This is a genomic window from Limnohabitans sp., assembly GCF_038134685.1.
Taxonomy (GTDB): Bacteria; Pseudomonadota; Gammaproteobacteria; order Burkholderiales; family Burkholderiaceae_C; genus Limnohabitans_A.
In genome coordinates this window covers 12,867-32,687 of the sequence record NZ_JAYPVP010000018.1, presented here as the reverse complement: position 1 = coordinate 32,687, position 19,821 = coordinate 12,867, and the positions used below count along the sequence as shown (strand labels likewise).

Here is a 19,821-nt window from a genome sequence, read left to right as displayed (position 1 = left end):
ATTACATAACCAATGGTAACCGGTTTCCATGGTCAGAGGAAGAGCCGTTAGTTACAGGCGAGGTACAAAATCAAGCCCCCTGGCGAGAGGCGTAAACTTCAAGCATGAACATCGCCGACCTGCGTAAAAGTTACGAAAAAGCCGAACTCAGCGAGCACGCTTCACACGCCCAGCCCCTGCATCAATTCGAGCAGTGGTTCAACGAAGCCCTCAAGTCTGAAGTGCCCGAGCCCAACGCCATGACGGTGGCCACCGTCAACAGCGATATGCGCCCCAGCACACGTGTGGTGCTGATCAAGGACTTCGATGAGCGCGGCATCGTCTGGTACACCAACTACAGCAGCAGAAAGGGGCAGGAGCTGGCGGGCAACCCGTTTGCCGCCTTGCAGTTTCACTGGGTCGAACTCGAGCGTGTGGTCCGCATTGAAGGCCGGGTCGAAAAAGTCAGCGATGAGGAAAGTGATGCCTATTTCAATAGCCGGCCACTGGACTCACGCATTGGAGCCTGGGCCTCGCCACAGAGCCAGGTGATTGACAGTCGTACCGTGCTGGTGGCCAATGCGGCCAAGTACGGCGCCCAGTTTTTGCTCCAACCCCCTCGCCCTGCACATTGGGGGGGCTACCGGCTGGTACCTGATCGCTGGGAATTCTGGCAAGGCCGCAAGAGCCGTTTGCATGATCGGCTGCGTTACCGGCTGGACAACGGGCAGTGGGTACGCGAACGCCTGGCACCTTAAGCACTTCAGTGTGGCAGCAAAGCCAACGCAACGGTCACACTGACAGCCGACAGCACCGTAGACAAAGCCACAGCCCCTGTCACCGCATCTTCTTCAAGCGCATAACGCTGCGAAAACAAAAATACATTAGCGCCCATTGGCAGCGCTGCGGCCACCACCATGACCGACAACGGCAAGCCACGCAAGCCCAGCAACCAGCCGGCACCGAACATCAGCAAGGGATGCACCAGGGTCTTGACGGCAGCAAGCTTCAGTGCGGTCTTCAGGTGATGGCCCAGCGGAATTTGCGCCAGACTCACCCCCACCAACAACAAGGCGACAGGACCAAAAGCGCTGCCCAGCAGCTGCAAAGGTTTGTCGATCACCGGGTGCAAGCCCCAGCCCGTTTGCGCATACAACAAGCCCAAAATGATGGGCAAGGGCACAGGATGCAGCACCGTGCTGCGCACCGCTTGCAGCACCATTCGCCAAAGCGATGTGCGCTGACTTTCCATCTGCGCTTGTTCGTGCGCCAGCTGCATTTCAATCACGATGGTGGCCACCGTCAACAGCACCAGCGCGTGCAAGGCGATCAGGGACAGCAAGAGCACTTGCCCCTCTTGTCCAAAGGCCAAGCCCACCAAAGGCACACCGATCATGACCGTGTTGCTGAACACGCTGGCCAACGAGAGCACAGAAGCTCGCGCTGTGCGCCCATAAAGGTAAACGCAGCCAAAAAACAGCACGCCCACCACCACGAAATACTGAAACACCGGACGCAGGTCCAGCTGCTCAAGGTGCACGCTGCTCATGGTTCGAAACAACAGTGCCTGTGTCAGCACCAGAAACACCAGATTCGACAAATCCTTGACCGCTTCCGGTCGCACCCAGCGAAAGCGCCCCGCGACCAAGCCCACCAGAATCAACAAAGCCACCGGCAGCAAGGCCGAAACAACAGGGTGGTCAAAATGCATTTCAGTCGCGCAGCCATTGGCTGAAAGTCTTGCGGAATTTTTCTACCTTGGGCGCAGCCACTGCCTGACAGTAGCCATGGCCCGGATGGCGCTCAAAAAAGTCTTGATGGTAGTCCTCTGCCGCGTGATAGTTGCCCAGCGGCTGCAGCTCTGTCACCACCGTTGAGGACAGGGCCTGTTGCACCTCGGCCAGCACCTTACGGGCGACAACCTCCTGATCGGGTCGCGTGAAGTAGATACCGCTTCGGTACTGCGTACCCACATCGTGCCCCTGGCGGTTGAGCGTGGTGGGGTCGTGGATCAGGAAAAAGATTTCGAGCAACTGGCGCAATTCAATTTGCTTCGGGTCGTACACCAGCTTGACGACTTCGTTGTAACCCGTGGTGCCGGTACAAACATCGTCGTACGTGGGGGACTCTGTGTGGCCGTTGGCATAGCCCGACTCCACATCCAGCACGCCTTTGACACGCACAAAAACCGCCTCGGTGCACCAAAAGCAACCGCCGCCCAGAACCAGCGTGTGTGTTTCATGAATCGCCATAGCGACATCTTGCCGCAAAACTCATCAAAAGAACGCTTCATAATATTTAAAACCCTTCAGCCACAATCGCAAGAGAACCCGCCATGCCCACAAACAAGAACACCTTCAGCTGGGAAGACCCCTTTCAACTGAGCGCACAACTCACCGAAGACGAACGCCAGGTGCAAGACGCTGCCCGCGCCTACTGCCAGGAAAAGCTGCTACCCCGCGTGAAAGACGCCTTCCTGAACGAGACCACCGACGTGTCCATCTTCCGCGAGATGGGCGAGCTGGGGCTGCTGGGCCCCACCATCCCCGAGCAGTACGGTGGCGCTGGTCTGAACTACGTTTGCTACGGCCTGGTGGCGCGCGAAGTCGAGCGCGTGGACAGCGGCTACCGCTCGATGATGAGCGTGCAGTCTTCGCTGGTGATGGTGCCGATCAACGAGTTCGGCACCGAAGCGCAAAAACAGAAATACCTGCCCAAGCTGGCCCGTGGCGAGTGGATCGGCTGCTTCGGCCTGACCGAACCCAACCACGGCTCCGACCCCGGCAGCATGATCACCCGCGCTAAAAAGGTCGACGGCGGCTACAGCCTCACGGGCGCCAAGATGTGGATCACCAACAGCCCCATCGCCGACGTGTTCGTGGTCTGGGCCAAGGACGACGGTGGCCAAATCCGCGGCTTCATCCTCGAAAAAGGCTGGAAAGGCCTCTCCGCCCCCGCCGTGCACGGCAAGGTCGGCCTGCGCGCCAGCATCACCGGCGAGATCGTGATGGACGAGGTGTTCGTGCCCGAAGAAAACGCCTTCCCTGAAGTGCGTGGCTTGAAAGGCCCCTTCACTTGCCTGAACAGCGCACGCTACGGCATCGCCTGGGGCGCGCTTGGCGCCGCCGAGGACTGCTATTTCCGCGCCCGCCAGTACGTGCTGGACCGCCAACAATTTGGCCGCCCCTTGGCCGCCAACCAGCTGATCCAGAAGAAGCTGGCCGACATGCTGACCGAAATCAGCCTGGGCCTGCAGGGCTGCCTGGCGCTGGGCCGCATGAAGGACGCGGGCAACGCCCCGGTGGAGGTGACGTCGATCCTCAAGCGCAACAGCTGCGGCAAGGCGCTGGACATCGCCCGCATGGCGCGCGACATGATGGGTGGCAATGGCATCAGCGCCGAATACGGCGTAGCCCGTCACCTGGTGAACCTGGAGGTGGTCAACACCTACGAAGGCACGCACGATGTACATGCGCTGATCCTGGGCCGGGCCATCACGGGCATTCCCGCTTTTGCCAACTGAAAGGCCTGGCCTTTACCTCGGCATTACACAACAGTGTGCACGGCTGGTGGCTGGACTGGTTAAACTAATAACCAGTCAGTCATTAAACTATGGGCATGTGCGCCACACCGAGTCCTAAACGCGAACGCAGAAAAGAGGCCCGCCCCGGCGAATTGCTGGAGGCGGCGCTGGACCTGTTCGTTGAAAAAGGTTACGCCGCCACCCGCGCCGAAGAAGTTGCGGCCCGCGCTGGCGTATCCAAAGGAACGCTGTTTTTATATTTCGGCAGCAAGGAAGAACTCTTCAAGGCAGTGGTGCGAGAAAACGTGGTGCGCCCCCAGACCGAGGGCGCGCAAGAAGTTGCACGTTTTGAAGGGCCTTCCGGGGAACTGCTCACCTATCTGATGCTCGAGTGGTGGCGGCGTTACGGAGCCACCAAAGCTTCCGGCATTTCCAAGCTCCTGATGAGCGAGGCCAGCAATTTTCCTGACCTTGCGCGTTTTTTTCAGGAAGAGGTGATCTCCCCAGGCCACGCCATGATCCGCTCTGTGCTGCATCGTGGCATTGAACGCGGGGAATTCCGCGCTGTTGATGTGGACTTGACCGTCGAATCCATTATTGCCCCCCTGCTCTTTCTGGTGACCTGGAAACACTCCATGGCGCCTTGCTGTCCCAGCGATCAGCGTATTGATCCTGAAACATTCATCCAACACCATGCAGATTTGTTGCTGCGTGGCATGCGCCCTTGAGCGCTTTCATACGTCAGAAAACCATGAAAAACAAACGCGTCTGGATTTTGTCTGCTGTAGCCCTGGCCGTGCTGGTCGTTGGCGGCTCTCGCCTCTTGAGCAAACGCAAAGCTGCTGCCCTGTCCAGCCCGACCACGGCCAGCGCAACAGCCCGCGTTGAACTGGCACAAAACGATGTGCTCATTGCCAACGTTCGTGACCTGACCCTGAGCCTGCCCATTTCGGGCACGGTACAGGCCACGGCCACGGCCATGATCAAGGCCAAAGTCACAGGTGAGCTGCTCAAGGTCCATGTGCGTGAAGGCGATGCGGTCCACGCCGGACAAGTGATCGCCGAAGTAGACCCCACCGAATACCAGGCCCGCGTTCGCCAGGCTCAGCAACAAGCTGATGCAGCCCTGGCACAGGTGAGCATTGCCCAGCGCCAATACGACAACAACAACGCACTGGTACAGCAAGGCTTTATCTCCTCCACTGCCCTGCAAAACTCGCTGGCCAGTTTGCAAACCGCCCAGGCCAACCACGCGGCCACGGTGGCCGCGCTGGACATTGCCCGAAAATCTTTGCAAGACGCCCGGCTGACCAGCCCGATTGCGGGCGTCGTCTCGCAACGCCTGATGCAGCCTGGTGAGCGCGTCGCACCCGAGGCACGCATTGCCGAAGTGGTGAACCTGAGCCAGCTCGAATTACAGGCAGCCCTCTCGGCTGAAGATGCAGCCCAAGTCAAGGTCGGCATGCAAGCGCAGCTACACGCCGAAGGCGTAAACGCGCCCATTCCAGCTCGCGTTTTGCGTATCAACCCCAGCGCGCAAGTCGGTAGCCGCAGTGTGCTGGTTTACCTGGGTATGCAGGGCCAGGCAGGCTTGCGCCATGGCGTCTTTGCGCAAGGCGAGCTCGGCACGCAAGCCGTCAAGACCATGGCCGTACCTGTCAGCGCCGTGCGCACCAACAAACCCGAGCCCTATGTCCAGGTGGTGCAAGAAGGGAAAGTGGCACATATCGCGGTCAAGCCTGGCGCCCGCGCCCTGGTCGATGGTCAGGCATGGACCAGCGTAGAGGACCTGAGCGAAGGTGCTCAGGTGCTGTTGGCCAGCGCAGGCACCGTGGCCGAGGGCACCACGGTCCAGTTCACTGGCGCAAACCCTGCACCAGCCAAGTAAGGGGCGCACCATGTGGTTCACACGCGTCAGCCTTAAAAACCCGGTCTTCGCGACCATGCTCATGGCGGCCTTGGTCGTCATGGGCTTGTTTGCCTACCAACGCCTCAAAGTCGACCAGTTCCCCAACATCGACTTTCCTGTGGTGGTGATCAGCACCGAATACCCTGGTGCTGCCCCCGAAATTGTGGAGAGCGAAGTCACCAAAAAAATTGAAGAAGGTGTCAACTCCATCTCCGGCATCAACAGCCTGACCTCGCGAAGCTACGAAAACCAATCGGTCGTCATCCTTGAGTTCCAGCTCAGCGTCGATGGCCGCAAAGCTGCTGACGATGTGCGCGAGAAAGTCGCCGCCATTCGCCCCAGTCTGCGTGACGAAGTCAAAGACCCCAAGGTCTTGCGCTTTGACCCGGCCAGCCGAGCCATCTGGTCACTGGCGGTGTTACCCGATGCCAGCCAGGGCAAAGTGCCCGATGCAGTGCAGATGACCAACTGGGCCGAGCAAACCCTCAAAAAACGACTGGAAAATGTGCGTGGCGTGGGCTCGGTTTCGGTGGTCGGCGGTACCGCACGCGAAATCAACCTCTACCTGCAACCAGCCGCCATGCAGGCCCTGGGCGTCACGGCCGATCAAGTCGTCAGCGCCGTCAAGGCCGAAAACCAGGACCTGCCCGTGGGCGCCATCCGCTCCCTCGAGCAAGAGCGCATGGTCCAGATCGATGCCCGCATGCAACGCCCGCAAGACTTTGGCGACATCATCGTGGCCCGAAAGGGCAGCACGCCCATTCGCCTGTCGCAAGTTGCGCAAGTCCATGATGGGGCAGAAGAAGTAGAGAGCCTGGCCCTTTACAACGGCCAGCGCACTTTGTTGCTGTCGGTTCAGAAGGCGCAGGACGAAAACACCATCGAGGTCATCAATGGCCTGGCCAAAACCCTGGCCGAAATGCAAAAGCAAACCCCACCCGGCATACGCCTGGAGCCCATCACCGACGCCTCACGCCCCATCCGCGTAGCGGTGGACAACGTGCGCCGCACCCTGATCGAGGGCGCCTTGCTGACGGTGCTGATCGTATTTTTGTTCCTCAACTCCTGGCGCTCCACGGTCATCACCGGTCTGACGCTACCGATCTCGATCATCGGCACCTTCATGTTCATGCAGATGTTCGGCTTCACCATCAACATGATCACACTGATGGCGCTTTCGCTGTGCGTGGGCCTGCTCATTGACGACGCCATCGTGGTGCGCGAAAACATTGTGCGCCATGTGCAAATGGGCAAGAACGCCTGGACCGCCTCCATGGAAGGCACGCAGGAAATCGGTCTGGCCGTGCTGGCCACCACGCTGTCGATCGTGGCGGTGTTCCTGCCCATTGGCTTCATGCAAGGCATCATCGGCAAGTTCTTCCACGAGTTCGGCATCACCATCGTGGCCGCGGTGTCCATTTCCATGTTTGTCAGCTTCACGCTGGACCCCATGCTCTCAAGCATCTGGCACGACCCTGCCATCCATGCCCATGGTGCACATGGCAAACCAGTCACGCTGTATGACCGCACCCTTGGCCGCATCACAGCCTGGTTTGAACGTGCCACCGACCGGATGAGCGAGGGCTACCAATCCATCCTCTCGTGGTCGCTGGTGCACAAGCGCAAAACGCTGCTGGCCGCTTTCTCGATTTTTGTACTGAGCATCGTGATGGTTCCCATGCTGGGCACAGAGTTTGTGCCCAAGGCCGATTACTCGGAAACCTCGGTCACTTTCCAGACGCCAGTGGGCACCTCGTTGCAAGCCACCGAAGCCAAGGCGCGCCAGGTCGAGCAAATCATCCGCGAGATGCCCGAGGTCCGCTACACCGTGGCCAGCCTCAATACCGCCAACGCGCAAGGGAAAAACAACGCCAATGTCTACGTTCGTCTGGTCGACCGCAAAGACCGCAGCCGCAATGTGGACCAGTTGTCTGCCGCCCTGCGCGATCGACTGCAACACATTCCGGGCATCACTGTGACCCATGTGGGCCTGCTCGACGCTGTGGGGGGCAACAAACAAATCGAGTTCTCCATCCTGGGCAACGACCAAAAAGAGCTCGAACGTATCGCCCGAGACGTCATGGGCCGGGTCCGGAGCATTCAAGGTCTGGTCGATCTGGACTCCAGCGTCAAGGACAGCAAGCCCACCATCCGCGTCGATGTGTTGCGCGACTCGGCATCTAACGTCGGCTTGGGCACCGCACAAATCGCCGGACCGCTGCGTACCCTGATTGCAGGCCAGACGGTAGGCAACTGGCGCGCCCCCGATGACCAGACCTACGATGTCAACGTTCGTCTGGCCCCAGAGGTTCGCAGCCACCCCGAGAATCTGCAACGCCTGCCCTTGGTCATCGGCAGCCAGGCTGACGGCTCCGCCCGTGTGGTGCAACTCGGTCAGGTCGCCCACGTGTCCGAATCCACCGGCTCCACGCAAATCAACCGCCGCGACCTGATGCGCGAAGTCGCCATCAACGCCAACACCTATGGCCGTTCGGTGGGCGAAGTGTCCGGCGACATCCGAAAAGTGCTCGATGGCATGCAACTGCCCCCTGGTTACAGCTACCAGTTCGGCGGTTCGACCAAGAACATGGCCGAATCCTTTGGTTACGCCATGTCGGCGCTGGCCATGGCAGTGATTTTCATCTACATGATCCTGGCCAGCCAGTTCAAGAGCTTTTTGCAACCCCTGGCACTCATGACCTCGCTGCCGCTGACGCTTATTGGCGTGGTGCTTGCACTGATGATGTTTGGCTCCAGCCTGTCCATGTTCTCCATCATTGGCGTGGTCATGCTGATGGGCCTGGTCACCAAAAACGCGATCTTGCTGGTGGACTTCGCCATTCGCTCACGCGAAGCCGGCATGCAGCGCACAGAAGCCTTGCTCATGGCCGCCAGAGTACGTCTGCGTCCGATTTTGATGACCACACTGGCCATGGTCTTTGGCATGGTGCCTCTGGCATTTGCCCTGACCGAGGGCTCAGAACAACGCGCCCCCATGGGCCAGGCCGTGATTGGCGGCGTCATCACCTCCTCGCTGCTCACCCTGGTGGTGGTGCCGGTGGTGTACTGCTACATGGACGATCTGGCCCAATGGATGCGCAAAAAAGCCGGTTTACCCCCAGTCCGTCAGGGTCATGCGGGTGCCGAACAGTAAAATTGGACAGAATCCGTTAATATACCCCCAGGAGTACCTAATGCAAGCCAATCTGGATCTCGACAAGGCCCGTTTCAACATGATCGAACAGCAAGTGCGTCCGTGGGAGGTGCTGGATGCGCATGTGCTCGAACTGCTGGACACCGTGCATCGCGACCTGTTTGTGCCCGCCGGTCAGCAAGCTCTGGCTTATGTGGACATGGAATTGCCCGTCGGTACGGGCCAGGGGCAAGTCATGCTCGCGCCACGCGTTCAAGCGCGCATGGTGCAAGAGCTTGCCCTGCAACCCACTGACAAGGTGCTCGAAGTGGGCGCCGGCACCGGCTTTACCGCCGCCCTGATGGCCCAGCAAGCCGAGCAAGTGCTCAGCCTGGAAACCGACGCCCAACTGGCCGAACAAGCCCGTGCCAATCTGGCCCGCGCCAACATCCACAACGTCCAGGTCCGCCAGGCCGATGGCAGCCACGGCGCCGCCACTGACGGCCCGTTTGACGCCATCATGCTCAGCGGCTCGGTGCCCGAAGTGCCGCAGAGCCTGCTCGACCAACTCAAGGTGGGCGGGCGCCTGGTCGCCATCGTCGGCCAGGAGCCCATCATGCGCGCCACTGTCATCACCCGCGTCAGCGACCACAGCTGGTCCACCCAGCAACCCTGGGACGCCAACGCCCCGCGCCTGACCGGCTTTGTGGAACCCACCCGTTTCGAATTCTGATCGCCATGCAACACCTGCCCCCCTCACAAGTCGAAACCTGGGCCAGCACCCAGGAACAACGCCCCGTTCTGCTGGACGTGCGCGAAGCCTGGGAGCTGCAACAAGCCAGCGCCAAACCCGGCAATCTGGACCTAGTGCACATGCCGATGCACACCGTTCCCGCACGTCTGCACGAGCTTGACCGCACCCGCCCCGTGGCCTGCCTGTGCCACCACGGCGGTCGCAGCATGCAAGTGGCTGGCTTTCTGGAACACCACGGCTACAACGTGATCAACGTCTCGGGTGGCATCCATGCCTGGGCCGCCCAGGTAGACCCGTCCATCCCGACTTACTGATTCGCCCACAAGAACGCTCTTTTCCGACCAAAGGAAGCCTCATGAAACTGCGCCCCCTTCATCTCTCTCTGGCCCTGGCATGGGCCTTTGCAGGCTCGGCCCAAGCGCAAAGCCTGCTGCAGATGTACGAAACTGCCAAAGGCCACGACGCCACCTACGCGGCAGCCAAAGCGCAGGCCGAGGCCACCCAGGCCAAGGCGGCTCAGGCCAAGGCCGCGTTGCTGCCGACAGTGGGTGCGGGCTACACCCAATCCAAAGTCAACAGCGAAAGAGATACTAACGGCGCGACCATGGCCGACTACACCGGCAAAACAACCGCCATCAGCGCCAGCATGCCCCTGTTCCGCATGGGCAACATCGCCAGCTTCCAGCAGGGCCAAAAGTCGGCTGCTTTGGCGGCTGCCCAGCTCAGCGCTGCCGAGCAGGACCTGATCGTGCGCGCCGCCCAAGCCTACTTTGATGTGCTCACCAGCACACAAGCCCTGGCCTCGGTGCAGGCTCAGAAGAAGGCTGTGGCCGAACAGCTGGCCGCTGCAAGGCGCAACTTTGAAGTTGGCACCAAAACCATTGTGGACACCCGACAGGCCCAAGCCCAGTACGACCTTGTGGTTGCACAAGAGCTCAACGCCGAAAACGACCTGCGCACCAAGAAGCTGGCACTCGATCAACTGGTGGGCACCAACAACCAACAACCGTTACCCCTGAACACGGCCAAGCCCCTGCAAGCCCCCATGCCTGCGGATGCCGAGCAATGGGTGCAACAGGCTTTGGCCAACAACACCAACCTCAAGCAACTGCAAGTGGCCTACGATGTGGCCAAGCTCGAAACCACCAAGGCTCAGGCCGGCCACATGCCAACACTGGACTTGACCGCTTCGGTGGCTCAAAACCGTTATTCCGGACCAACTGCCAACCCGGCGACACCAGGATCAACTACCGACAGTAACGTCCGTTCGGTCGGCCTGTCGCTCAACATTCCCCTGTTCGCAGGCTTTGCTGTTCAAAACCGCGTCAAGGAAACCGTCGCTCTGGAAGAGCAAGCCCGCTCCAGCCTGGAAGCCGGTCAGCGTTCCGTCGAGCAAGGCACCCGTACCGCATACTTTGGCTTGCTCAGCGGCCTGAGCCAGGTCAAAGCGCTGGAGGCTGCGCTGGCATCTGCTCAAAGCGTGGTGGACGCCACCAAGCTGGGCTACCAGGTGGGCGTGAACACCAACGTTGACGTGCTCAGCAGCCAAAGCCAATTGGCACAAACCCAGCGCGACCTGACGGCTGCCCGCCACAACGTGCTTCTGGGCCAGCTCAAGCTGCGCCAGGCAGCAGGCACCTTGGTGGCAGAAGATCTCAAAAACCTGAACGACTTACTGGCCAAGTAAGTCGCGAACCAAAGCTGCGGTCTTGGCTGCAGCCCCTTGATGAGCCCGTGCAAAGACACGGGCTTTTTCTTTGGCGCTGACCAAAGCGGTGGCCTGTTCAGGGGCCGTCCATTGCAAGGCCTGCTGCCATGCACCCTGCATGTCCGTACATCGCCAGGCAGCGCCGGCAGCCAAGGCTTGCTCAGCCACCTCGGCAAAGTTGAAGGTGTGCGGCCCCATCAACACGGGGCAGCCACAAGCAGCGGCCTCGATCAGGTTCTGTCCCCCCAAGGAAGCGAAGCTCCCCCCCAGCAAGGCCACATCGGCCAGGCTGTAGTACAGCGCCATCTCGCCCAAGCTGTCGCCAAGCCAAACCGTTGGAGAATCCAAGGCCTCGGGACCGCCCTCCCCCCACTGGCTTCGGCGCGACACAGTCCAACCCGCTGACATCAACAAACGTTCAACCTCGTCCACCCGCTGTGGGTGCCGCGGCACAATCAACACTTGCACCCTGCCGCTGGCCTGAGCCTTCACAGCCTCAAGCCACAAGGCCTCCTCCCCCTCTCGGCTGCTGGCCAGCATCACCACAGGGCGTGGCATACGTTCGCGCCAGACATTCGCCTGCGCCACCTGCGCGGCGTCAGGCTGCGCATCAAACTTGAGGTTGCCGGTCACGGCTTGCACTTTGGCACCCAGCTGCTGCAAGCGCTGGGCATCGGCATCGGTTTGCGCCCACACTGCCGTCAAGCTGGCAAACGCCGGTCGCATCAAACCAGCCCAGCGCAAGGCTGAGGACATGGACTTGTCGCTCATTCGCGCATTGACCAGCGCCAGCGGCACCCCTGCACGTTGTGCTTGCCACACCAGATTGGGCCAGACCTCGGTTTCCATCAACAAGCCCACACGGGGCTTGAAGTGCTGCAAAAACGCCTGCACCGCCGCAGGCGTGTCCCACGGCTGCCACACTTGCACATCGCCTTCGTGCAGGTAACGCGCACCTTCGGCACGCCCCGTCGCAGTGCCGTGCGTCAGCAGCACACGTACGCCCGGCATGGCCTCGCGCAAAGCAGCCAGCAGCACACCCGCTGCACGCGACTCGCCCAGCGACACCGCATGAACCCACACCAGCTCGCTGCGCGGCTCTGCAGGCTGCGCATAAACACCAAACCGCTCTTCTATGGCCACACCGTAACCCGGCTCGGCAACGGTACGGCGCGCCAGCTTTCGACGCAACAAAGGCTGCGCAGCACGTACCAGCAGGTTATAGACCGCGTGGTGAAAGCTGCTCATAACATTGGTCGGTGATGCGTGTAATCAGTGGGCAGAAGCGCCCACTTGCGCATCAGGTTTGACGGAGCGCAGCAAAGCCAGCATGTCCGCCTCAATGCGATGCAACGCCGCTTCGGTCTGTCCTTCAAAACGCAGCACCAGCACCGGCGTGGTGTTGGAGGCGCGGATCAGGCCAAAGCCATCGGGCCAATCCACGCGAAGACCGTCGATGGTGAACACTTTGGCCGGAGCTTTGAAGTGGTCACCCGCCAGTATCTGCAGCGCCTGCGTGACGCTGTGCGGCTCACCCTCGGCACAAGCCACATTGAGCTCGGGTGTGGAGAAGCTGGTGGGCAAGGCATTGAGCACAGCGCTGGCGTCGGCGTGGCGACTCAGAATTTCAAGCAAGCGGCAGCCTGCGTAGGTGCCGTCATCAAAACCGTACCAACGCTCTTTGAAAAAGATGTGGCCGCTCATCTCGCCACCCAGCGGGGCTTGCCCGCCTTGCGCCTCGATGGCGCGCATCTGCGCCTTGATCAGTGAATGGCCGGTTTTGTACATCAGCGGCTTGCCGCCAGCGGCCTCAATGGCCGGGGCCAAGCGCTGGGAACACTTCACGTCGAACAAAATCGTGCCGCCCGGCACGCGCGTGAGTACGTCTTGCGCAAACAACTGCATCTGGCGGTCGGGGAAGATGTTTTGGCCATCTTTGGTAACGATGCCCAAACGGTCACCATCGCCATCAAAGGCCAGGCCCAGCTCGGCATCGGTGTCCTTGAGCGCCTGGATCAAATCGCGCAGGTTCTCGGGCTTGCTGGGGTCAGGGTGGTGGTTGGGAAAGTCACCATCCACCTCGGAAAACAATTCAATGACTTCGCAACCCAAGGCGCGGAAGATGCCGGGTGCAGAAGCCCCCGCAATGCCGTTGCCCGAATCCACCACGATCTTCATCGGGCGAGCCAGCTTGATGTCGCCCACAATGCGTGCGGTGTAGGCAGGCAACACATCGGCTTGCTCTACTCGACCGCCGGCTTGGAGCGTCCAGCTCTCGGCCTCCATGGTCTGGCGGAGGTTTTGAATGTCGGTGCCATAAATAGCCTTGCCACCCAACACCATCTTGAAGCCGTTGTAGTCCTTGGGGTTGTGGCTGCCGGTCACCTGAATACCGCTGTTGCAAAGCGTGCTGGCCGCAAAGTACAGCATTGGCGTGGTGCACGTACCCACATCAATCACATGCACACCTGCTGCCACCAGGCCACGCTTCAAGGCTGCAGACAGTGAGGGGCCACTCAAACGGCCATCACGCCCCACAGCCACCGTGGTCTGGCCCTGCGCCATCGCCATCGTGCCAAAGGCTTTGCCCAGGCCTTCGGCCACTTGTTCGTTCAGGGTAGAGGGCACCACACCACGAATGTCGTAGGCCTTGAAAATGGAAGCACTCAGTTGCATAAAAATTTCTTCTGGTAATCAGCACGATTGTAAAAGGCAAGCTACCATGGCTTCATGACATTGGCCCTCCCCGTACAAGCCCTTCGCACAGACAGCCCTCTGGGACCCATGCTGCTGGCCTGTGCGCCTCAAGGTCTGTGCGGCGCGTGGTTTGAAGGCCAACAACACGGCCCCACTGCCGACGAGCAAAGCAACTGGACCTTCACTACCGCCAACCCGATATTGAACGCCGCGCAAGAACAGCTACAAGCCTATTTCAAGGGGCAATTGCAGCGCTTTGCCCTGCCCTTGCAATGGCCACAGGCGACAAGCTTTCAACTCGCCGTATGGCAGGCTTTGCAGCAAATTCCTTTTGGGCAGACCACCAGCTACGGCCAACTGGCGGCTCAACTGCAAAAACCGCAAGCTGTGCGCGCTCTTGGTGCTGCTGTGGGGCGTAACCCGTTGAGCATCATCGTGCCTTGCCACCGCGTGCTGGGCAAAGATGGCTCACTCACCGGCTACGCTGGAGGTCTGTCTCGCAAACAAGTACTTCTGGCGCTTGAAGGCCACGATCTTTTTTCTGCTTCATGAACACCACAACCTCCCGTTTCTGGCACATCGAGTTTGTGCTGCTGGCCGCCATTTGGGGCTCTTCGTTCTTGTTCACCCATGTGGCTGCCGTCGAGCTGGGCGTGCTTCCCACCGCGGCAGCGCGTGTGGCGATTGGTTTTTTGTTCTTGATGCCCATCTTGCTCGCCAAGGGGCAAGCGCACTACCTGCGCAAGCACTGGAAACCCGTGCTGTTTGTGGGCATCTTCAACTCGGGCATTCCATTTGCGCTGTATGCCTTTGCGGTCATGCACATCAGCACCGGCCTGTCGTCCATTCTGAACGCCACTGTGCCCCTGTTTGGCGCGGTGGTGGCCTGGGTCTGGCTGGGTGACAAACCGGGCTGGCTGCGCACGGTGGGCCTGGCCATTGGTTTTTCCGGCATCGTGCTGCTGGCGGGTGGCCAAGTGGGCTTCAAGAGCAACGACTCTGGTCTTTCGCCACTGTGGGCAGTCGCAGCCTGCCTGGGCGCCACCACCTGCTATGCCCTGGCCGCCAGCTTCACCAAAAAATACATCCCCGCCATGCCTGCTTTGGTCACGGCTACGGGGAGCCAGTTGGGCGCGTTGCTGGCCTTGCTGGTGCCTGCATTGTGGTTTGCGCCAACACACCTGCCCAGCGCGCAGGCGTGGTTTGCACTGCTGATTGTCGGGGTGCTGTGCACAGGCGTCGCTTACGTTCTGTACTTCCGTTTGATTGACCATGCAGGGCCATCGCGCGCGCTGACCGTCACCTTCCTGATCCCGGTGTTTGCCGTGGCTTATGGCGTGATCTTTTTGGGCGAACACGTCACGGCGTGGATGCTGATGTGCGGCCTGGTTGTGCTGGCGGGTACAGCCCTGTCCAGCGGACTGGTCAAGTTTCCAAAGCGCTGAACGACCGCACCACTTTCACGCGTTGCACCACGTCGCGTGCGCGCAATTGCCCGCAGCCGCCGTCCACATCCTGCCCGGCAGACTGGCGCAACTTGGTCAGGATGCCACGCCGGTGCAGGGTGCGTGCAATTTCAGCAGCACGTTCCCAGCTCGGGCGCTGGTAGGGCAGGCCTGGCACGCTGTTGAACGGAATCATGTTCATCAACGCGTACTTGCCCTTGAGCAAACGCACAATGCCATCCAACTCCTCGGGGCTGTCGTTCACACCTTCCATCAAGGTCCACTGGTATTGAATCGGGTAGCCGGTGGCGCGGGCATAGCGCTCGCCCGCCTCCACCAGGTCCTGAGGGTCAAAACGCGGGGCACGCGGCAGCAACTGCGCACGCAGATCAGCTCGCGTGGTGTGCAGCGACAGCGCCAGCGCCGGCTTGACGCGCTCTTGCGGCAAACGCTCAAACACCCGCTCGTCACCCACCGTGGAAAACACCAAATTTTTATGCGCAATATTTCCCACCGTGCCCAGCAGGTCGATGGCTTCAAGCACCTGGTCCAGGTTGTGCGATGGCTCGCCCATGCCCATGAACACCACTTTCTTGACGGGTCGCAAGCTGCGCGCCAGCGCCACCTGCGCCACCATTTCGGCACTGCCCACCTGCCGCACCAGGCCCTCGCGCCCGGTCATGCAAAACACGCAGCCCACCGCGCAGCCCACCTGCGACGACACGCATAAACCATCACGCGGCAGCAGCACGCTCTCGACCGACTGGCCGTCGTGCAGCCCCACCAGTAAACGGGCCGAGCCATCCTCGCCCGGGTGCTGCTCGCGCAGCGTGGTCAGGGCTTGGAGTTCTGCTTCAATGTCGGGTAAAGCCTCGCGCACAGCGAGCGGCATGAAGCTCTCCAGCGGCCTGCGCCCTTGCGTTTGCGGCAGCGCCTGCGACCACAGGCGCAACACACGCATTTCATGCTTGGGGTTGGCGCCCAGAGCGCGCAACCGCGCCCGCACATCGCTCACGCTCCAGAACGTCATGATGTTCAGTAATGCGGGGGGATTTCATCGCGCAGGTTGCGCACCTCGGCACCACCGCCTCCTTCGGGCATACGGTCGCGCAGCTGGCGCAACTCGGCCAGCAGTGCGTCAATCTGCTGCTGCTGGCGGTACACCAGGGCGTTGAGTTGGTCGAGCGTGTCCTCGGCATAAGCCGCCTTCACTTCCAGATCGACCAAACGGTCTTCGATGGCTTGGGGAATGTCCATTTGCCGTATTTTCGTATAATCACACCATCGCCGAGTTACTGAACTACTTGCAGGGCGATTCACAAATCCTGCTAAAGCGTTCGCCGGGCTCCGGGTTCACAGGGTCGGCAACGCCGACAAACCTTTTTGAACCAGGAGCTTTTTTCATGTCCAGCGACTTCCTCTTCACCTCCGAGTCCGTCTCTGAAGGCCATCCCGACAAGGTGGCTGATCAGATCTCTGACGCGATTCTGGACGCCATTTTCGAACAAGACCCCCGCAGCCGCGTGGCCGCCGAAACCCTGACCAACACCGGTCTGGTGGTGCTGGCTGGCGAGATCACCACCAATGCCCATGTGGACTACATCCAGGTGGCGCGTGACACCATCAAGCGCATCGGCTACGACAACACCGAGTACGGCATCGACTACAAAGGTTGCGCCGTGCTGGTGGCTTACGACAAGCAGAGCAACGACATCGCCCAGGGCGTGGACCACGCCTCTGACGACTACCTCAACATCGGCGCGGGCGACCAGGGGCTCATGTTTGGCTACGCCTGCGACGAAACGCCCGAGCTGATGCCTGCCCCCATCTACTACGCCCACCGTCTGGTCGAGCGCCAGGCCCAGCTGCGCAAGGACGGCCGTCTGCCTTTCCTGCGCCCGGACGCCAAGAGCCAGGTGACCATGCGCTATGTGGACGGCAAGCCCCACAGCATCGACACCGTGGTGCTGTCCACCCAGCACAGCCCCGACCAGAGCGAAACGCCCACCAAAATGAAGGACAGCTTCATCGAGGCGGTGATTGAAGAGATCATCAAGCCCGTGCTGCCCAAAGAGTGGCTGCAGGACACCCGCTACCTGATCAACCCCACCGGTCGCTTTGTCATTGGCGGCCCGCAGGGCGACTGCGGCCTGACCGGCCGCAAGATCATTGTGGACACCTACGGTGGTGCCTGCCCCCACGGCGGTGGCGCGTTCTCCGGGAAAGACCCGACCAAGGTGGACCGTTCAGCCGCTTACGCTGCGCGCTACGTGGCCAAGAACGTGGTCGCTGCGGGCCTGGCCAAACAGTGCCAGGTGCAGGTGGCTTACGCCATTGGCGTGGCCGAGCCGATGAACATCACCGTCTACACCGAAGGCACGGGCGTCATCAGCGACGACAAGATTGCCGAGCTGGTGCGTGCGCACTTTGACCTGCGCCCACGCGGCATCATCCAGATGCTGGACCTGCTGCGCCCCATTTACAGCAAGACCGCTGCCTATGGCCACTTTGGTCGTGACGAGCCCGAGTTCAGCTGGGAGCGCACCGACAAGGCCGCCGCGCTGCGTGCAGCTGCGGGGCTGTAAAGCACATCAAAGAAAAAGGGGACAGAAATTCTGTCCCCTTTTTTTGTGCATATGGTGGTGGATGGTTGACGACTCAAGAACTTTCTATTCGAACTCAAGAGTAAATGGTAGGAAATGAGCGGTAGTTCGACACCCTTGCCTGGATTAAATCACACCCACCCAGCCCAGTCAAAAATCACTCGATTTCTGTGTCTAAGTACGCATGAATGCAGCTCCTTGAGATTAAGGAACGTTCAGCTTGACCACCTCCTTGAACGAAGTCGAACTTGCTGCACACTAGTGCATGAGACCCAAAACACTCCAACGCTAGCGCACCCAAATTGTGCGGCCTGAGTACCTCAACCTCGGCAAAAAAATCATGTACCCACTGGCGGACGCTGAGGATTAGAAAAGCTCAACTGCAATGCAGGTCGGCAAACTAGGTCTAGATGCCCAATGTCTGATCGATGCCCTATTGGTACGCGACTCCAATGACCTAGTCGTCCTCCCAGTGGACCACTTGCTTGCGTAGCTCAATGTGGGCTGGGCGCTGGCTGATGGGGCGACGATTGGGGATCTGCCGCGTCTGTCGCGTCCACTCAGGTCTCGTTTGCAGCAGGGTTTCTTGCTCCCTGACAACAAGGAGCGTCCGGCACGACCACCTCGATGAACGGAATCGATCTGACTGCCCGCCGGGGTATGGACACCAAAACACTCTAACGCTTGCGTGAATTGCCCATCCTTAAGGAGGAAGTCTTTTCTGCAAATTGACACAGCAAAGCAAAAGGACAAAAAACAGATTAGTAAAATGTAAAATTTACCCGATCCTCGATAAAGTGAAATACTTTTTTTTGATTGCAATTTTATTTGCACATACAATATCTTTTAGCCTAGAAATTTGCAAAGCAAATAATAACACCCCTCAAAAATATGAAGAAAAGCTGAGTCAAATAAAGGAAACACTAGTGTCCCAGATTGCAGCAAACCATAGGCAACACATATATCTTAAAGACTTAAAAGATCAATTATCTTATTACAGAATAAACCCCAAAACCACCAAAATAACTTCAAAACAAAAAGAAATTGAGCTGGATTATATTATTAGCACCACTGCAGAGTCTTCAAAAAAACTAGACAACCTCTTACGAGATGTTCAATGGCTAGCATACCTCAACAAAAACTGCTCAAGCATTAAATAACCGAAAGACGAACACGGAAATTAAAATGCATAACAAGACAAATGTAATTGCTGTAGTTGATGATAACGAAGAATTTTCAACAGTTCTCGTCTCGTTATTGAACGAAAACGGGTTTGAAGCCTATGCCTTTAACGATCCAATTGCGTGCATTGATCGTATGCAATCTTGGAAGCCCGACATACTTTTGACCGATTATGAGATGCCCCAGATGACTGGCATAGACTTGGTTAGAAACATCCATCAGATTTTACCAGATTTGCCATGTTTGCTAGTAACCGGCTCCTCGGAAATACTTCTTAAATCTAAAGCCACATCCGCCGGATGCTCTGCAGTCATTTTTAAACCATTTGAATTAAATGAATTAATTACAGCCATCAATATATATGGAAAATTCAAGTGAGCAGCGCAACGCGGTTTAACGAGGCATGAAACACCTTGTGTGACGTCTTGAATCCGAGCCGCTTTCTGGTACGAAAATTTAATCTGTCCTGGATCATAGTCAACCACCCATCAGTGACGTTTTCCATGCGTCGCTTCTTGGGAATGTATTGGCACATTAGTCCATTGTAGTTTTCGCAGCTGGAGAAACTCAGGGCCAGCATCCGAGCCAAGATCGAGCTGTATTGACCCAGCGGAAACTGCACAGGTCAGGCAGCTAAAGCATAAACCTCAGCCGGTGTTTTCATCCCCAGCGCCTGATGTGGGCGCTGGTGGTTGTAGAAACCAATCCAATCAGCAATGACTCGACTGGCGCGCTGCAAGCTCTCAAAGTGGCGGCGATGCACGCATTGCTCTTTGAGTGTCCTGATCAGCCGCTCCACCATGCCATTTTGTTCCGGACTGTAGGGCGTGATGAATTCCTGTTGCAACCTATAGCTTTTGACCAGGGTTGTGTAGCTACGGCTGGTGA

20 protein-coding genes are annotated in these 19,821 nt (G+C 59.1%); 13 read left to right on the top strand and 7 right to left on the bottom strand.

Annotated elements, in window-relative coordinates; translation table 11 throughout:
* The first annotated feature begins 104 nt into the window (after nucleotides 1–104).
* Nucleotides 105–737: a pyridoxamine 5'-phosphate oxidase gene (pdxH, locus tag AAFM15_RS08765; protein ID WP_341686339.1), complete on the top strand. Its 633-nt coding sequence runs from the start codon at nucleotides 105–107 to the stop codon at nucleotides 735–737.
* 5 nt (nucleotides 738–742) lie between these two features.
* On the opposite strand, the gene AAFM15_RS08760 is transcribed toward pdxH, so the two are convergent.
* A complete protein-coding gene (locus AAFM15_RS08760; RefSeq protein ID WP_341686338.1) occupies nucleotides 743–1,690 on the bottom strand; it encodes an AEC family transporter in 948 nt (315 codons plus the stop codon).
* Between the two features lies 1 nt (nucleotide 1,691).
* Complete coding sequence (msrA, locus tag AAFM15_RS08755) at nucleotides 1,692–2,231, bottom strand: peptide-methionine (S)-S-oxide reductase MsrA (protein WP_341686337.1); 540 nt, start codon at nucleotides 2,229–2,231, stop codon at nucleotides 1,692–1,694.
* 83 nt (nucleotides 2,232–2,314) lie between these two features.
* On the opposite strand from msrA, the gene AAFM15_RS08750 reads away from it, so the two are divergent.
* The 7 genes from AAFM15_RS08750 to AAFM15_RS08720 all read left to right on the top strand — a co-directional run bounded on the left by AAFM15_RS08750 (nucleotide 2,315) and on the right by AAFM15_RS08720 (nucleotide 10,985).
* Nucleotides 2,315–3,502 (top strand): acyl-CoA dehydrogenase, encoded by a 1,188-nt coding sequence (locus AAFM15_RS08750; protein ID WP_341686336.1) that lies wholly within the window; start codon nucleotides 2,315–2,317, stop codon nucleotides 3,500–3,502.
* Nucleotides 3,503–3,597: 95 nt separating this feature from the next.
* Nucleotides 3,598–4,230 carry a TetR/AcrR family transcriptional regulator gene (locus AAFM15_RS08745; protein ID WP_341686335.1) on the top strand — a complete coding sequence of 211 codons (633 nt, stop codon included), beginning with the start codon at nucleotides 3,598–3,600 and terminating at the stop codon, nucleotides 4,228–4,230.
* Nucleotides 4,231–4,253: 23 nt separating this feature from the next.
* Nucleotides 4,254–5,390 (top strand): efflux RND transporter periplasmic adaptor subunit, encoded by a 1,137-nt coding sequence (locus tag AAFM15_RS08740; RefSeq protein ID WP_341686334.1) that lies wholly within the window; start codon nucleotides 4,254–4,256, stop codon nucleotides 5,388–5,390.
* A gap of 10 nt (nucleotides 5,391–5,400) precedes the next feature.
* A complete protein-coding gene (locus AAFM15_RS08735) occupies nucleotides 5,401–8,565 on the top strand; it encodes an efflux RND transporter permease subunit (RefSeq protein ID WP_341686333.1) in 3,165 nt (1,054 codons plus the stop codon).
* Between the two features lie 40 nt (nucleotides 8,566–8,605).
* The gene (locus tag AAFM15_RS08730; protein ID WP_341686332.1) at nucleotides 8,606–9,277 is read left to right on the top strand and encodes a protein-L-isoaspartate O-methyltransferase; all 672 of its coding nucleotides are present in this window, start codon (nucleotides 8,606–8,608) and stop codon (nucleotides 9,275–9,277) included.
* A 5-nt stretch (nucleotides 9,278–9,282) separates the two neighbouring features.
* On the top strand, nucleotides 9,283–9,612 hold the full coding sequence (locus AAFM15_RS08725) for a rhodanese-like domain-containing protein (protein WP_341686331.1): 330 nt from the start codon (nucleotides 9,283–9,285) through the stop codon (nucleotides 9,610–9,612).
* Nucleotides 9,613–9,653: 41 nt separating this feature from the next.
* On the top strand, nucleotides 9,654–10,985 hold the full coding sequence (locus AAFM15_RS08720) for a TolC family outer membrane protein (protein ID WP_341686330.1): 1,332 nt from the start codon (nucleotides 9,654–9,656) through the stop codon (nucleotides 10,983–10,985).
* Here AAFM15_RS08720 and AAFM15_RS08715 read toward each other — a convergent pair.
* Both AAFM15_RS08715 and AAFM15_RS08710 read right to left on the bottom strand, forming a co-directional pair.
* Complete coding sequence (locus tag AAFM15_RS08715) at nucleotides 10,971–12,254, bottom strand: 3-deoxy-D-manno-octulosonic acid transferase (RefSeq protein ID WP_341686329.1); 1,284 nt, start codon at nucleotides 12,252–12,254, stop codon at nucleotides 10,971–10,973. The two genes, AAFM15_RS08720 and AAFM15_RS08715, sit on opposite strands and share 15 nt — an antisense overlap.
* Before the next feature lie 24 nt (nucleotides 12,255–12,278).
* Nucleotides 12,279–13,682, bottom strand: a complete 1,404-nt coding sequence (locus AAFM15_RS08710; protein WP_341686328.1) for a phosphomannomutase/phosphoglucomutase — start codon at nucleotides 13,680–13,682, stop codon at nucleotides 12,279–12,281.
* Between the two features lie 54 nt (nucleotides 13,683–13,736).
* Here AAFM15_RS08710 and AAFM15_RS08705 point away from each other — a divergent pair, with 54 nt between their 5' ends.
* Both AAFM15_RS08705 and AAFM15_RS08700 read left to right on the top strand, forming a co-directional pair.
* Complete coding sequence (locus AAFM15_RS08705; RefSeq protein ID WP_341686327.1) at nucleotides 13,737–14,255, top strand: methylated-DNA--[protein]-cysteine S-methyltransferase; 519 nt, start codon at nucleotides 13,737–13,739, stop codon at nucleotides 14,253–14,255.
* Entirely contained in the window at nucleotides 14,252–15,148 is an 897-nt protein-coding gene (locus AAFM15_RS08700; RefSeq protein ID WP_341686326.1) for a DMT family transporter, read from the top strand. Before AAFM15_RS08705 ends, AAFM15_RS08700 begins: the two co-directional genes overlap by 4 nt.
* Here AAFM15_RS08700 and AAFM15_RS08695 read toward each other — a convergent pair.
* The gene (locus AAFM15_RS08695) at nucleotides 15,129–16,178 is read right to left on the bottom strand and encodes an RNA methyltransferase (RefSeq protein WP_341686325.1); all 1,050 of its coding nucleotides are present in this window, start codon (nucleotides 16,176–16,178) and stop codon (nucleotides 15,129–15,131) included. The genes AAFM15_RS08700 and AAFM15_RS08695 overlap by 20 nt on opposite strands.
* 5 nt (nucleotides 16,179–16,183) lie before the next feature.
* Nucleotides 16,184–16,405, bottom strand: coding sequence for a SlyX family protein (locus tag AAFM15_RS08690; RefSeq protein ID WP_341686324.1), 222 nt, complete (start codon nucleotides 16,403–16,405; stop codon nucleotides 16,184–16,186).
* 146 nt (nucleotides 16,406–16,551) lie between these two features.
* On the opposite strand from AAFM15_RS08690, the gene metK reads away from it, so the two are divergent.
* From metK to AAFM15_RS08675, 3 genes are all read left to right on the top strand, one after another.
* Nucleotides 16,552–17,733, top strand: coding sequence for a methionine adenosyltransferase (gene metK, locus AAFM15_RS08685; protein WP_341686323.1), 1,182 nt, complete (start codon nucleotides 16,552–16,554; stop codon nucleotides 17,731–17,733).
* Between the two features lie 815 nt (nucleotides 17,734–18,548).
* On the top strand, nucleotides 18,549–18,911 hold the full coding sequence (locus AAFM15_RS08680; RefSeq protein WP_341686322.1) for a hypothetical protein: 363 nt from the start codon (nucleotides 18,549–18,551) through the stop codon (nucleotides 18,909–18,911).
* A gap of 25 nt (nucleotides 18,912–18,936) precedes the next feature.
* Nucleotides 18,937–19,311 (top strand): response regulator, encoded by a 375-nt coding sequence (locus AAFM15_RS08675; RefSeq protein WP_341686321.1) that lies wholly within the window; start codon nucleotides 18,937–18,939, stop codon nucleotides 19,309–19,311.
* A gap of 247 nt (nucleotides 19,312–19,558) precedes the next feature.
* Here AAFM15_RS08675 and AAFM15_RS08670 read toward each other — a convergent pair whose 3' ends face one another.
* The gene (locus AAFM15_RS08670) at nucleotides 19,559–19,780 is read right to left on the bottom strand and encodes a transposase (RefSeq protein WP_341686320.1); all 222 of its coding nucleotides are present in this window, start codon (nucleotides 19,778–19,780) and stop codon (nucleotides 19,559–19,561) included.
* Nucleotides 19,781–19,821 lie beyond the last annotated feature (41 nt).

What these genes read in the sequence shown, in the direction of transcription:
- AAFM15_RS08730 (WP_341686332.1), top strand. Translation starts at nt 8,606, where the DNA reads ATGCAAGCCAATCTGGATCTCGACAAGGCCCGTTTCAACATGATCGAA.
- AAFM15_RS08705 (WP_341686327.1), top strand. Translation starts at nt 13,737, where the DNA reads ATGACATTGGCCCTCCCCGTACAAGCCCTTCGCACAGACAGCCCTCTG.
- AAFM15_RS08735 (WP_341686333.1), top strand. Translation starts at nt 5,401, where the DNA reads ATGTGGTTCACACGCGTCAGCCTTAAAAACCCGGTCTTCGCGACCATG.
- AAFM15_RS08725 (WP_341686331.1), top strand. Translation starts at nt 9,283, where the DNA reads ATGCAACACCTGCCCCCCTCACAAGTCGAAACCTGGGCCAGCACCCAG.
- AAFM15_RS08745 (WP_341686335.1), top strand. Translation starts at nt 3,598, where the DNA reads ATGTGCGCCACACCGAGTCCTAAACGCGAACGCAGAAAAGAGGCCCGC.
- metK (WP_341686323.1), top strand. Translation starts at nt 16,552, where the DNA reads ATGTCCAGCGACTTCCTCTTCACCTCCGAGTCCGTCTCTGAAGGCCAT.
- AAFM15_RS08720 (WP_341686330.1), top strand. Translation starts at nt 9,654, where the DNA reads ATGAAACTGCGCCCCCTTCATCTCTCTCTGGCCCTGGCATGGGCCTTT.
- AAFM15_RS08710 (WP_341686328.1), bottom strand. Translation starts at nt 13,682, where the DNA reads ATGCAACTGAGTGCTTCCATTTTCAAGGCCTACGACATTCGTGGTGTG.
- pdxH (WP_341686339.1), top strand. Translation starts at nt 105, where the DNA reads ATGAACATCGCCGACCTGCGTAAAAGTTACGAAAAAGCCGAACTCAGC.
- AAFM15_RS08695 (WP_341686325.1), bottom strand. Translation starts at nt 16,178, where the DNA reads ATGACGTTCTGGAGCGTGAGCGATGTGCGGGCGCGGTTGCGCGCTCTG.
- msrA (WP_341686337.1), bottom strand. Translation starts at nt 2,231, where the DNA reads ATGGCGATTCATGAAACACACACGCTGGTTCTGGGCGGCGGTTGCTTT.
- AAFM15_RS08740 (WP_341686334.1), top strand. Translation starts at nt 4,254, where the DNA reads ATGAAAAACAAACGCGTCTGGATTTTGTCTGCTGTAGCCCTGGCCGTG.
- AAFM15_RS08715 (WP_341686329.1), bottom strand. Translation starts at nt 12,254, where the DNA reads ATGAGCAGCTTTCACCACGCGGTCTATAACCTGCTGGTACGTGCTGCG.
- AAFM15_RS08690 (WP_341686324.1), bottom strand. Translation starts at nt 16,405, where the DNA reads ATGGACATTCCCCAAGCCATCGAAGACCGTTTGGTCGATCTGGAAGTG.
- AAFM15_RS08760 (WP_341686338.1), bottom strand. Translation starts at nt 1,690, where the DNA reads ATGCATTTTGACCACCCTGTTGTTTCGGCCTTGCTGCCGGTGGCTTTG.
- AAFM15_RS08700 (WP_341686326.1), top strand. Translation starts at nt 14,252, where the DNA reads ATGAACACCACAACCTCCCGTTTCTGGCACATCGAGTTTGTGCTGCTG.
- AAFM15_RS08750 (WP_341686336.1), top strand. Translation starts at nt 2,315, where the DNA reads ATGCCCACAAACAAGAACACCTTCAGCTGGGAAGACCCCTTTCAACTG.
- AAFM15_RS08675 (WP_341686321.1), top strand. Translation starts at nt 18,937, where the DNA reads ATGCATAACAAGACAAATGTAATTGCTGTAGTTGATGATAACGAAGAA.